The sequence below is a fragment of the Bacillus sp. I-2 genome (assembly GCF_001974945.1).
Classification (GTDB): Bacteria; Bacillota; Bacilli; order Bacillales; family Bacillaceae; genus Bacillus; species Bacillus safensis.
Window position 1 is genome coordinate 322395 of the sequence record NZ_LZRW01000042.1, and the last position, 12906, is coordinate 335300.

The window sequence follows — 12906 nt, forward strand, 5'->3', positions numbered from 1 at the left end:
TACCATTCCCTCCTCCTTTTATCCACAAACCAAACAAAGAAAGCCTCCACTCCTGTGAAGGCTTCCTTCTATCAAAACGGATTATAAAATCTCGTTCCTCTAACAAATGTAATCACTAGCGACACGATCAGCACCACACCAACAAACAATAATGCAGCATAATCTGCTTTTTGAAAGTCTTTCGCCGTAAACCATGTGCGTTTTTTATGCTTCCCAAACCCGCGCAGCTCCATCGCATTGCTGATCGTTTCAATCCGCTCTAGGCTGGAAAAAATCAGCGGCATCACAATCGACAGCGCATTTTTGATTCGTTTTCCCAGCTTTTCATTCTTCGATAAATCAATCCCTCTTGCTTGCTGAGAAATGGCGATCGTTCGAAAATCCCGCTGAATGTCCGGAATATAGCGCAGAGCAATCGCTACAGCATACGAAATCCGGTAGCTGACACCGATTCGGCTGAGAGATGAGGCGAATTCACTTGGATTTGTTGTCACAATAAATAAAAGCGCTGCTGGCATCACGGTCACATATTTTAGCGTAATGTTCAATTGATAGAAAAGCTGTTCAAGTGTGACATTGTACCAGCCGGCAATATGAAATAGCTCGTGCTTTGCTCCGTAGATGGCGACACCTTGCTGGGGCGCAAAGATATAAATGGCGATGTTATTGATCACTAGGAAAATCGCCAGGACGATCACCACGAAGGAAATATCACGAAATCGTACGTTCGACATCTGAAAGAATACGATACTGGCGGCTAACATAAAGACTAAAACGCCTGTATCATACGTGAGCATCGCTGCGGATGACCAGAGGATAAAGCAAATGAGTTTGGTTGCACCTGTCAGCCGGTGAATCGGTGACGGGCGATCGATATAGGACAGCATGTCTACAGCCATGTCATTCGTTCCTTTCTGTCAACCTCAATGAAGCGTTCCACGAGTTCATTTGGATTCGGCCAATCTGCTTTCAGCGCCAGTTCATACAACGACGTTTCCTTTAAACTCGCCTTTTGGACAAGCAGTTGATTTGTCAGTACTTTGGCTGGTGTATCATCTGCGATTTTTTCTCCATCTGAAATGACAATGGTTCTTGTTGTGTATTCGAGCATCAAGTGCATATCATGGGTGATCATGAAGATCGTGACTCCCTGTTGATTTAATTGCTCTAAAAACGTCATCATCTCTGTGTAATGTTTAAAGTCCTGTCCTGCGGTTGGTTCGTCTAGGATGAGGATTTCTGGTTCTAATACAAGAATTGATGCGATGGTGACGCGTTTTTTCTGTCCAAAGCTAAGGGCTGAGACCGGCCAGTTCCGAAATGGATACAGTCCACACACTTTCAGAACCCGCTCCACACGCTCCTTGATCTCGTCTTCCTTTACGCCTCTTAAAACGAGACCGAGTGCCACCTCATCAAAAATCATTTGTTTTGAAATCATTTGATTTGGGTTTTGCATAACAATACCGATTCGTTCGGAGCGCTGTTTGATCGTATCTTCTGTGATGTCATCACCATTTAAAAGAATGGACCCTTTCGTTGGTTTTTCAAATGCACAGAGCACCTTAGATAATGTCGTCTTGCCTGCGCCATTGGCTCCTGCGATGCTGATCATTTCTCCTTTTTTGACGGTAAAAGAGATGTTGCTCAGCGTGTTTGGTCTTGTTGGATAATCAAAACTCAGCTCGCGCACTTCTAGTAAATCCTGTGCTGCAATCTGTTCTACTGATGGCTCAGATGCTTCCATCCACTGTTCGATTTTCTCTTTTGCCTCATCATCTAAGGTGAGACGCTGTAAATCAGCGATCTGATCTCCTGTTTCAACCGGAATACCTGCATATTTCATCGCTTTCACATATAAAGGCTCACGCAAATACGCCGCTTCTAATACGTTTGAGGCGAGCAATTCATCTGGTGTCATATCCGCTACAATCTTTCCTTCATTGACAACGATAATACGGTCCACATGACGGAAGAGGGCGTCTTCTAATCGGTGCTCAACCATCACAATGGTTTTTTTCGTTTGTTTTTGCAGCCGGTCAATGAGGTCGATGACTTCTTTACCTGTTGCGGGGTCTAGGCTTGCAAGTGGTTCATCAAACAGCAGAATGTCGACATCATTGACAAGTACACCCGCAATGGCGACACGTTGTTTTTGCCCGCCTGACAGCTCATGCACGGACGATGCCAGCTTGCCGTCTATCTCTGTTAATCTAGCTGCTTCCTTAACACGTGTGTTCATTTCTTCGCGTGTGACTTGATCATTTTCAAGTGTAAATGCGATGTCCTCTCCAACGGTCAGCCCGATGAATTGTCCATCGGGGTCCTGAAGCACCGTTCCGACAAGCTGTGAGAGGGAGAAAATGTTCTCTTTCTCTGCATTTTTTCCGCCGATGTGAAGACTTCCTTCCATAGAACCTTTATAAGACGCAGGAACTAGCCCATTGATACAATGGGCTAGTGTGCTTTTTCCCGATCCAGACGGGCCTGCGATGAGAACTTTTTCACCTTCATAGATGGTCAGGTTGATATCCTTTAATGTTGGTTCTGCCTGACTGCGATACTTGAATCCGAAATGTTCGAATTGAATCATCGGTTTCTTCATTTATGTGTTCCACCTTGCTTCATGATGTTTCTTTCGATAGGCTGCCGCTTTTGCTTCTCGTTTTCGCATAAGCTGCAATGATAATGGTTCCTAGTACACCAACTGTGATGATGTTTGAAATCCCTGCCACGATGCCTTGAACAAACACTTTGTTCGCAGGTTCTGCATAGATCACAATGTCAAGTACAGGAGCAATGATAAACCAGCCTAATGCCTGTGCGCCTGCTTGTACGGCATTAAAGAGCGTGATTTTCTTCCAGCCGAAGTCTCCCTCTTCTACTTTTAAACGGTTAGAAATAAAGCCGATCAATAAACCAACCACACCCGATACAATAATCCAGCTCCACCAAGGGCCAAATGTGGTCGCATCTTTAATGAGATGGCCAATAAAACCAATCAGTGCGCCCGCAACAGGACCAAATAGCACGGCCATTAATGCTAGAAATGCGTATGAGGTTTCAATTTGTGTATTCGGAATACCAGTTGGAATGGAGACGAATCGTCCTAGAATCACAAAGACGGCTGCGCCAATTCCAATGGCAACGACAGTTTTCGTTGAAAGTTGTTTTCCTGCCATGATGTATCCTCCTCTTATTCGTATATAATGCGCGGAGCTTTGCGAATCGAAAGGCGCCAGCCTGTGCCTGTACCGATGTTATAAGCCTTTGCAAATGACCCTTGATTGATCGCCACGCCTAAATGGTCGAGTGAATTGACATATACGAGTGGTTCGCCTACCTTTAAGTCGGCAAAAGATCGTCCATAGGTCATGATATTTTTATACACATTTTTTGGCCCGTTGGCAATGGTAACTTCTATTGCATCGCCGTAATTAATTGAAAGCTGCTCAAATAACGTGTGATGAATGTTTGTCCATAGGTTTCCGAATCTCACATCTAAAATATCAATCGTCCCTGTGATCACATCTTCTTCCGCATAAGCCTGTACGACTGGAAGATGGATAATATGATCAATATTCGCCTTTGGCCCAACCTCTTCAAAAGAAATCACACCTGATGCAATTCTCGCCCCTGTATAAGCGTAAATATCTCTCCCATGGAATGTATGTGATTTTCCCGACTTTGGCAGCCGGTTAATGGTTTCATCTAAATAACGGGCTTCCACAATGCCAATATCCTGGGCAACGTGCGTGAGTGTCCCGTTATCTGGGGTAATGATATAGTGTGAGCTTGTTGTTTTGACGACAAGACTTTTTCTCTCTGATCCAACGCCCGGGTCAACGACGGAAACAAATACCGTCTCTTCCGGCCAGTATGTGACGGTTTGAAGCAGGCGATAAGATGCCTCCCAAATGTCATACTGCGGAATATTGTGTGTTAAATCAAAAATGCGGATGCTGCTGCTGACCGTATTTGCCACTCCGTACATTGCACTGACAGCTCCATCATCAATGCCGAAATCTGATTGTAAAACCAATGCATGTTCACTCATGTCAATCTCCCTTTCATTTGAAAAAATGGATGTGGTGTTTCACGTGGAACATTTGAACAATTGTATGAAAAAAAGTGGACAATAAAAAATACCCCATCCTTATCTTTGAATCATAAGGACGAGGTATTTGTCTCGTGGTACCACCTTTATTTACTGTTTGCTCGCGCTAAACAGCCTCTACAAGTACAAAGCTCCAATCTGGCTCATATACTGTGGTTTTGATAACGAGTACCAACTCTCGTCGTCACCTACTAATATCATAGATATGTTCAGCACGAGGCTCAGAGACCATTTTTCGAATCATTATTTTTGCTTCTTTTCAGCTGCCGAAGCTCTCTGTGAAAAAATTGATGATTGTACTTTCTCTCGTCATTGCCTGTATAACTATCTTGAATTAAAGCTATCATACATGATGTTTTTTGATAAATCAAGATATTTTTCTGAACATTTTTAAAAATGAGTCAACTGGTGCTGGAAGAGTCTTCTTTTTATGAAATTTAAACAAATGTTAAAGAGCGAGATATGGTGTCTTTCTTTTCTAGGGGTATAATAAAGGTGAAGGGAGGTACAGCGTGTGTGGACCATCTGTATGAATGAGTTTAAGCAGCTCTTCAAAAGCACAAAATCTATTTTAACAATTGTTATTATTTTCATTTTATCTACTTTTGTTTCAAGTCTTCCGTTTATCGCTGCTCATCAGGAAAAATGGGAACTGGCAAAGGATCCTTATTCTATTGGGAATGAACTGGTGATGTCTTTATTTGGTTTCTTCCTTATTTTTTTGTTGTCTCATGATATTTTAAGCCGCGAAATTCATTTGAAAACCATTCGTTTTCTCGTCAGTAAAACAACCCGTTTGAACATTATCATCGGGAAATATCTAGGACTGATGCTGTTTTGGCTTAGCTGTATTATGACGACATATGTGCTGAATATGGTGATTTCACACCGTTTTCTGTTCTCAGATGCCTTAAAAATCTTAACCTTTATCAGTGTCGGTATCTCATGTGCTTTATTTTTGTCTATGCTCTTTCCAACACCGCAGAAATCAATGTTTGTCGGCATGTTATTTTCCTTTCTTTTCCCAATCGTCAGTATGATTTCTGTTCTTTCTTCAGAACGAATGATTCATTGGTTCCAATATATGACGCCTTATTATTATGCGCGTTGGAGTGAACCGCTGACCTACGTCCTAATGAACACGGCATTGACCGTTATCTTACTCATTGGAACTGCACTGCTGTTTCAAAGGAGGGATGTGTAGATGCTTCATACAAAAGGGCTCACAAAAAAATATCGTACAAAAGTCGCGATAGATCATATTAATCTTGATGTCAATCAGGGCGATATCTTCGGACTCATTGGACCAAAGGGATCTGGTAAGACGACGTTTTTCAATATCATTACCGGCATCTCCCGCCCTACCTCTGGTACGTTTACAGTGATGAATATGCCTTCGCTAAAAAAAGTGAGACAGCATATCGGTGTTCTGCCAGAATATACGGATTTATATGAAGGTCTTACGGCTCTTGAGCATATTGCCTATTTATCAAAAATCACCGGAACACGCCAGAAAACGAGTGATTATGAAGAACTGCTCGAATTTGTCGGCTTACATCACGATCATCAGGAGAAGGTCGGTGCCTTCACACCTGGTATGAAAAAGCGGCTTGGAATGGCGCAGGCCATCGCCCATCAGCCGGAATTTATTTTACTCGACGAGCCTTTTGCCGATATTGATGCCGATTCGATTTTCCACATTCAGCGGGTCATTGAAGCATTAAAGGATGAAGGAAAAACCGTATTTTTAACAGCTGACCGCCCAAGGTTCACCAATAGTATTTGTACCAAAACTGCATTCATTTCTGAAGGAAAATTAGTGTCCCCACATACTCATCCTCAAGAGAAAACCATCACATCCTCAAACATACGTGCAACCTTCAAGCATGCATGGATTGATGATGAGGTGAAACCTGTTCTCATGCAGTACCTACAAACTGTCGGAACAGATCTTGTGATCAGTGATGACGAGACCTCATTGTTAATTCGTTCAGAAGCTCAAGTTCCAGCGATCATTCGCGCTTTCGTGAAGTGCAAAGTCGATTTATACAGAGTCACGGCTCAGGATGCCATGATGTCCTCATAAAAAAGTACCGTACGCTTTCTGCACGGTACTTCTTCTTTTTTATAAAGGTTTACTCATATAAATACCGGTTTCTGCAAATCCCGTTTTCTCGTACAGCGAACGGGCGATTTGATTGTGAGCAAAGACATGGAGCGAGAGTTTTTGCACACCTAATGACTTTGCCTGCTCCTCTAATGCAGCAATGGCCTGCTTTGCAAAGCCTTTTCCTCGATAAGCTTCAAACAAAATAAAGTTATAAATAAATCCTTCGTGTTGCGGGTGATTCGGATCATAGCAAAGCCAAACCCAGCCAATCGCTTCTTCCCCATTTAAGAAATTCCACAGCTCATGATGCTCCGTCTGAAGTCCTTCTGGAAGGAGTCTGTCAAATTGTTCTTCTGCGTTCGCAAGTGATTCGTCCTTCTTCCATGTTCCTGCGAGTACCTTTTCTTCCGCGTACCGCTGAATGGCCTTCTTTATCAATACATCGTAATCGGTTTGTGACATCCGTTGTAGTGTAACCAATCGTACCGCCCCCTTTCCATTATCATATGATGAGCATGCAAAAAAAACCAGTCCCTTATTGGAACTGGTTAGCCGCCATATCGGTCGGTTTGAGAAAGTTTGATTTCTGCTGATTTTTTCTTCCCGCTTCGGTAAAATTGGACCTTTACCTTGTCGCCGACCTTCCTTTGATATAAGTACTTACGAAGATCCACGATATTCTGTACACTCTTGCCATCAAAGGAGGTCACGACATCCAGCTCTTTTAGTCCCGCTTTTCCTGCTGGAGATAACGGCTCAACACTCATGACAACAACCCCAGATGTGACCTTGGAGGGCAGCTTCAACGTTTCTTGCCAGTGGTAGCTCGCAATATCCGCTAATGATTTCATGCCGACGCCAAGATACGGACGCTTTACCTCTCCGTAGCGCTCTAAATCCTCTATGACAGGGATGACCAGATTCGCTGGAATAGACAGCCCGATTCCTTCTACCTCTGATTCAGCAATCTTCATTGAGTTGATGCCGATCACCTTTCCGTCCATATTGATCAAGGCACCACCGCTGTTTCCAGGATTGATGGCGGCATCTGTTTGCAGTACCTCTGCATTCCAATCCGTCTGTCCGTCTCCATTTGAGTCAACAGGGATCGCACGCTCTGTGCCTGAAATGACTCCTTGTGTGACAGAGCCTGCGAATTCAAGCCCTAATGGATTTCCAATGGCGATGACTGGCTCACCCGGCTTCACATGATCTGAGTTACCGAAGGCTGCGGTTTTCTTGATTTTATCACTTTTGACAGTGAGAACAGCTAAATCCATGAGCTGATCGCTGCCGATAAGATTGGCACTAATTCTTGTCCCGTCATGGAGGCTCACTTCAAGCTGGTTGGCGCCTTTGATGACGTGATGGTTTGTGACAATATAAAATGTGTCACCCTTTTTTTTATAGATCACACCTGACCCGCTGCCTGCTTCTCCGCCTTCCTCCCAAAAGCTCGACTTTTGGATATTAATGACGCCGACCACCGTATCTGACATATTAGACACCACTTTTGTGACAGCATCATTGACGTTCACATTCACCGTCTTTAAAGGACCCTGTGATGCTTGTCCATCACCGTTCTGCTGCCATCCAAAGGGACTGCCGCTCTGTCCAGATACATAGGGAAAAAAGAATCCCATTAAAAAAGCTCCTACCAATACACCGATCAAACCAGAAAGAAAATATCCTTTTCTGTTTCGTCTCGGCTTCCACTCTACATCGCGATAATCCACTATGTTTCCTTCCTTTCAGTGAATAGATGATGTATATAGTGTTGGTAAGAAGCTCTTATCTTAATCATACGATTATAAAAATCATACGGCGCAAAGCGGGGTTGCTTTTTTCGGGTCCGTATCAAATAAATCAAAGCCGTCCCCCACAACAAAGCCCTTCATTTCAAGCGTCTGTTGGACCGCCATACGGGCTAAATCCTTCATGTTGTTGTCTTGACTCAAGTGAGCCAAGTAAATGCGTGAGGTGGCATCTCCAATGACATCTGTCATCGCAAGAGCAGCATCTTCATTTGATACGTGTCCGACATCACTCAGAATTCTGCGCTTAATGCTCCATGGGTATCGGCCCATTTGCAGCATCCCGACATCATGATTGCTCTCAAACACAAACGTATTGGCTGACTTAATAATGCCTTTCATACGGTCACTCACATAGCCTGTATCTGTCATGAGGGCAAGTTTGCGCCCTCCATAATGGAACACGTAAAACATAGGCTCTGCCGCATCATGAGAGACGCCAAATGACTCGACATCAAGACCGCCAAAGGATTGAACGGTCTCCATATCAAAATGGAATTTCTGCTCTGTGTCAATCTTTCCGATATGAGACTCCATTGCCTTCCATGTTTTCGCATTTGCATAGACAGGAAGCTTGTACTTTCTTGCCATGACACCAAGCCCTTTAATATGGTCAGAGTGCTCGTGTGTCACAAAAATGCCGTCCAAGTCTTCAGGCTTGCGGTCGATTTGACCAAGCAGCTCGACCATCTGTTTCCCGCTTAAACCAGCATCTACCAAAAAGGCATGCTCGTCTGTTTCTAAATAAAAAGCGTTCCCCGTACTTCCGCTCGCTAGTACACTGAACTGCAAGCTCATGTTCTCTCACTCCATTGAAGATTTGTCATCTTTCTCTATATGATCAAGTGTTGAGCCATCAATGGCATTGATCAAATATTCTTCCTCTGTCTTTTTCTTTGAACCTGCTGATACGCCTTCAAGCTCCACCCGCCATACAGGAACCATGACTTGCGTGCTTGCCCCAGGGTATTGCGTATAGTAGCCAAGCTCTACCTTTTTCACGGTCGTATTTTGACTCAGCATATTTTGCGTATATAAGTCCTTCACTGTTTCAAGTGCTGGGACAAGGGTTTCTTTTCTCACTTCATTAATCGATGTCACCATCGATTGCTGATATGAGACGACTTCGTTTTGATCGTTGAGATTTAAGGTGATTTGCCCAATGGTTTCGGTGTCATCAAGGCCTTCTTGGAAGATGTATTTCCCTTTATACGTTTGGAAAAAGACGATTTTCCCTGTCTCCTCATCTATACTCCACAGCTTATAATTCTTCCCGTCCAGCAAACGCTGGTTCACAAGGTTCGTCGCCGCTGTTTTGATATCCTTTTTCGGCAAGGCAACTGGCTTGTTGAAGGTCATTTCAAGCAGCGTGACAGGATCATCTTTGTCTGTTTTCGGGAATGTGCTTTTCGCCTTTTGATCAGCTAATCCGTCGACATCCTTTTTCGTATATTGCTTCTTTTCAGCTGTAATGCGGTATCCAATCTTCGCTTCATCTGATAGATTGCCATATTTGATCCCGTCTGCCTTCATTTCTTCCAGCGTATCCGTTTTTTCGATAATCGCAAAATGATCGGTTGACCGTTTTTCAAAGTATTGAAAACCTAGAAAGATATCGAGAACGAGAAAGGCTAGGATAAAGATCGTTTTGGTCTTATTCCACTCCATGATTCTCGCTCCCCTCTGTCAAAAGATCATTCGATAGAATCACGGTTTTGCCGTTATATTTCATACACCATACAGGCTCCAGCCAGACAAACATTGCTTGATCTTGATCTGATGCAGTTGAAGCAGCTTGATATGCAGGGAAAATCTGTTCAATTTTCTCCAGGTCATCATATTTCGTCTGCTTGATGATCAAGTCCTTCAGCTCTGTCCCATTCATCAGCTTGACCTGTTCACTTTGACTCGCTTTATTGCCAAGAATATAGTTTGGACGCTTGTAATTCAAAATGTCATCATTCGCCCATTGGACTTCAAGGGAGGTCATCCCAAATGGATGCTTTGTACTGTTAACGATCGGCAGACCGTCCATAAACATATTAAAGGACAGCTGCTGGTTGCTGTTGATGCCAAAATATTGATAGTCATCAGTAAAGCTTCCCGTATCATTGAAATATTTCACGCTTCGCTTAATCAAATCCCCCGTTTGGAAAACAGTGCTGGAATTGATATTGCGGTGCTGATATTGAATGCGGTGGTCTTTTTGATTGGCTTCAAGGCGGCTTGTGCCATCTGTGTACACCGTCCGGTTTAAATTAGATTCCTCACCGACAAGGCTCGGGTCCGTAAACAAAGCGTCTTTGAATTTGTTTGTCTTAATCGTTTCGATAAAGAACATTTTCGATTCAAGCTGCTTTTGCTTTCTCGGAAGAAGGAAATCTCGTTTAGAATTCGTCGAGAATGTATAAAGATCATAGCGCGGCATCTCGTTTTGAGCGGCTGCGATACTGTTCATTAGATTACGGTAATTGGCGGACTCAATTGTCAGCTCAAGCACCGTCTCCTTGCTGTATGAGACCAAATACACTTTTTTATTCGCCTTATCCTGCTGGGCGAACGGTACGATCATCCGATCAAACGAGTTGTATTCAATGGACTTGTTCGGCCATTTAAAGAGCGCTTGGAAAATATCAATTGGAATCGGATCATTGAACACAAGATCCAATGTCTTCCCTTGTCCTTCGCGTCCATAGAAGAAATTCTTAAATTTCTGCTCGGAATATTGATCTGACACATCATTAATCTCTTTGACATCCCAAAGGCTCACATCATTCCAAAAGTTTTGAAAGAGTTCCTTTTGATCCACTTTAAAATGCTCTCCATTTGAATGGATGAACATCTCGCGCGGCTTCACGACATCAATGAGACTTCTAGGCTCGTCGCTTGAAATCTTCTTCGTTTCCACGACCTGTGTGCCGGTATCTGCCTGATCCTGCATGACGGGCTGGAACATCCAGATATTCCACGTAAATACAAGACTGATCGCAATTAGGATTGTCAATATTATGGTTTTAAAGGTCTCACGCTTCATCCCAATCATCCTCTTGTTCTTCATTGTACGGAAGGGTAAAGGTCACCGTTGTCCCTTTTCCTTCAATGCTGTCAGCCCAAATATCTCCGCCATGAGCTTGAACCATTTCTTTTGCAATCGCAAGACCGAGGCCGGTTCCGCCGAGCTTTCTTGTTCTTGCTTTATCTACCCGATAAAAACGTTCAAAGATTTTATCCATATCCTTCTTCGGAATACCGATTCCTTCATCTTTCACGCTGAATAACACAAGGCCTTTCTCCTCATCCAAATCGACGGTAAACGTAATGTGTCCACCCTCTGGTGAGTATTTCATGGCATTGGAAATGATATTATCGAGCACCTGTGTAATTTTATCTTGATCGATTTCTACATATACTTCACGCTGCGGCAGGTTGCGGATAAAATCAACATGCTGCTCCTTCGTCATTTCAAAACGATCAATGACGAGCGAGATAAACCTGATAAAGTTCGTCCACTCACGGTTGAATTGATAATCCTTGCTGTCGAACTTAGACAGCTGCAGCAGGTCATTGACAAGCCGGATCATGCGCTCAGTTTCATTTTGCGTGACACTGAGGAATCTTGGCGCAAGCTCTTTATCACCAATCGCACCTTCAGCCAGCGCCTCAAGGTAGCTTCGCATCGTCGTCAGCGGTGTGCGTAGCTCATGCGATACGTTCGCGACGAATTCACGGCGTTCCGCATCAATTTTCTCCTGCTCTGTGACGTCATAAATGACCGCAATTAAGCCATCAATTTTCCCATGCTCTTTCTGAATGACGGAGAAATTAACACGCAATACAGACAGCTGGTCTTCGCGTTCAATTTCGATCAGCATGGAATCTTGATTTTCGACTAAATCTTCAAATGTATGAGTTTCTTCTAAGCCAAGCAAAGACGTGATCGGCATTTCTAAAGCTGTTTCACGTGAAACATTTAACAGCTCTAATGCGGGGCTGTTTAATAGAATAATCGCACCGTTTTGGTTCGTTGCGATGACACCGTCCGTCATATAGGCAATGACAGAAGAAAGCTTTTTCCGCTCCCCCTCCGTCATCAGCTGAGCTTCCTCCAGCTCTCTCGTCAGATGGTTAAAGGTTGTCGCAAGCTGGCCAATCTCGTCATGTCCATACTTCCGGACCTTTCTGGAGAAGTTCCCTTTGGCAAGCTCGATCGCCTGCTTTCTCATATCTGAAATAGGATGAGTGATCGTTCTAAAGATGAAGATACCAAGTAGAGCAGTCGTCCCAAGTGCAATCAGTGTCCCAGTCGCTAAAATGGTGTTAATGGTTCGCATTTGGTTAAACACACTTTCCATTGAAGACACAACATAAATCACACCAACGGTCTCTTGGTTCTCATTTTTTACGGCTGTCGCAGAAATACGCACCCTTTTATTTGACTCAGGGTCATAGAATTTTTTCTCATAGTCTTTGCCAACCGCAAAAATACGGCTAATGATTTGATCAGTGATTTTCTTTCCGGCAATCTCTTGGCTGCCGTTATTGACAGAGGCAATGACCTCTCTGCTTTCATCAATATAGCTGACTTCAGAGATTTCATTAGACTCATCTTTGTTGTTAAAATCGTTTAATATCTTTTGAGCATCCTCTTTTAATTCTGCCTTGCTTTTCGATGAATCTTGTTCTAGGTAATACGATAACGAGTAGATTCGCTGATTCAAGGAATTATCATATGAATTAATTAAGGACTGCTCCAGCTGCTTCACAAAGTACACGCCAATGATCTGCATGGCAACGATGATCAGCAGCACGTAAATCAAGGTCAATTTGAAGTGAATCGAGCGAAAAAAACCTACTTTACTCATAAG

General features: G+C 43.4%; 12 protein-coding genes and 1 other annotated feature. Of the genes, 2 read left to right on the top strand and 10 right to left on the bottom strand.

Features of this window, described 5'->3' with window-relative positions; all coding sequences use genetic code 11:
- Nucleotides 1-71: 71 nt before the first annotated feature.
- The 4 genes from BAE31_RS12810 to BAE31_RS12825 are packed head-to-tail and all read right to left on the bottom strand — an operon-like array spanning nucleotide 72 to nucleotide 4057.
- Nucleotides 72-899: an energy-coupling factor transporter transmembrane component T family protein gene (locus BAE31_RS12810; protein WP_075621389.1), complete on the bottom strand. Its 828-nt coding sequence runs from the start codon at nucleotides 897-899 to the stop codon at nucleotides 72-74.
- Complete coding sequence (locus BAE31_RS12815; RefSeq protein WP_076840601.1) at nucleotides 890-2605, bottom strand: ABC transporter ATP-binding protein; 1716 nt, start codon at nucleotides 2603-2605, stop codon at nucleotides 890-892. Before BAE31_RS12815 ends, BAE31_RS12810 begins: the two co-directional genes overlap by 10 nt.
- 19 nt (nucleotides 2606-2624) lie before the next feature.
- Nucleotides 2625-3182: an ECF-type riboflavin transporter substrate-binding protein gene (locus BAE31_RS12820; RefSeq protein WP_024424020.1), complete on the bottom strand. Its 558-nt coding sequence runs from the start codon at nucleotides 3180-3182 to the stop codon at nucleotides 2625-2627.
- A gap of 14 nt (nucleotides 3183-3196) precedes the next feature.
- Entirely contained in the window at nucleotides 3197-4057 is an 861-nt protein-coding gene (locus BAE31_RS12825; RefSeq protein ID WP_024424021.1) for an SAM hydrolase/SAM-dependent halogenase family protein, read from the bottom strand.
- Between the two features lie 111 nt (nucleotides 4058-4168).
- Nucleotides 4169-4439, bottom strand: a binding site (T-box leader).
- Nucleotides 4440-4631: 192 nt separating this feature from the next.
- Here BAE31_RS12825 and BAE31_RS12830 point away from each other — a divergent pair.
- Both BAE31_RS12830 and BAE31_RS12835 read left to right on the top strand, forming a co-directional pair.
- A complete protein-coding gene (locus BAE31_RS12830) occupies nucleotides 4632-5321 on the top strand; it encodes an ABC transporter permease subunit (RefSeq protein WP_025093692.1) in 690 nt (229 codons plus the stop codon).
- On the top strand, nucleotides 5322-6203 hold the full coding sequence (locus tag BAE31_RS12835) for an ABC transporter ATP-binding protein (RefSeq protein WP_076840602.1): 882 nt from the start codon (nucleotides 5322-5324) through the stop codon (nucleotides 6201-6203).
- 39 nt (nucleotides 6204-6242) lie between these two features.
- Here BAE31_RS12835 and BAE31_RS12840 read toward each other — a convergent pair whose 3' ends face one another.
- From BAE31_RS12840 to walK, 6 genes are all read right to left on the bottom strand, one after another.
- Nucleotides 6243-6707: a GNAT family N-acetyltransferase gene (locus BAE31_RS12840; protein ID WP_076840603.1), complete on the bottom strand. Its 465-nt coding sequence runs from the start codon at nucleotides 6705-6707 to the stop codon at nucleotides 6243-6245.
- A 68-nt stretch (nucleotides 6708-6775) separates the two neighbouring features.
- Nucleotides 6776-7966, bottom strand: coding sequence for a S1C family serine protease (locus BAE31_RS12845; RefSeq protein ID WP_481747483.1), 1191 nt, complete (start codon nucleotides 7964-7966; stop codon nucleotides 6776-6778).
- 78 nt (nucleotides 7967-8044) lie between these two features.
- Nucleotides 8045-8839 carry an MBL fold metallo-hydrolase gene (locus tag BAE31_RS12850; RefSeq protein WP_024424026.1) on the bottom strand — a complete coding sequence of 265 codons (795 nt, stop codon included), beginning with the start codon at nucleotides 8837-8839 and terminating at the stop codon, nucleotides 8045-8047.
- Nucleotides 8840-8845: 6 nt separating this feature from the next.
- Nucleotides 8846-9709, bottom strand: coding sequence for a two-component system regulatory protein YycI (locus BAE31_RS12855; protein ID WP_056766722.1), 864 nt, complete (start codon nucleotides 9707-9709; stop codon nucleotides 8846-8848).
- The gene (yycH, locus tag BAE31_RS12860; RefSeq protein WP_076840605.1) at nucleotides 9696-11075 is read right to left on the bottom strand and encodes a two-component system activity regulator YycH; all 1380 of its coding nucleotides are present in this window, start codon (nucleotides 11073-11075) and stop codon (nucleotides 9696-9698) included. The genes BAE31_RS12855 and yycH overlap by 14 nt, the downstream gene beginning before the upstream one ends.
- Entirely contained in the window at nucleotides 11065-12903 is a 1839-nt protein-coding gene (walK, locus tag BAE31_RS12865; protein ID WP_024424029.1) for a cell wall metabolism sensor histidine kinase WalK, read from the bottom strand. The genes yycH and walK overlap by 11 nt, the downstream gene beginning before the upstream one ends.
- Nucleotides 12904-12906: the final 3 nt, after the last annotated feature.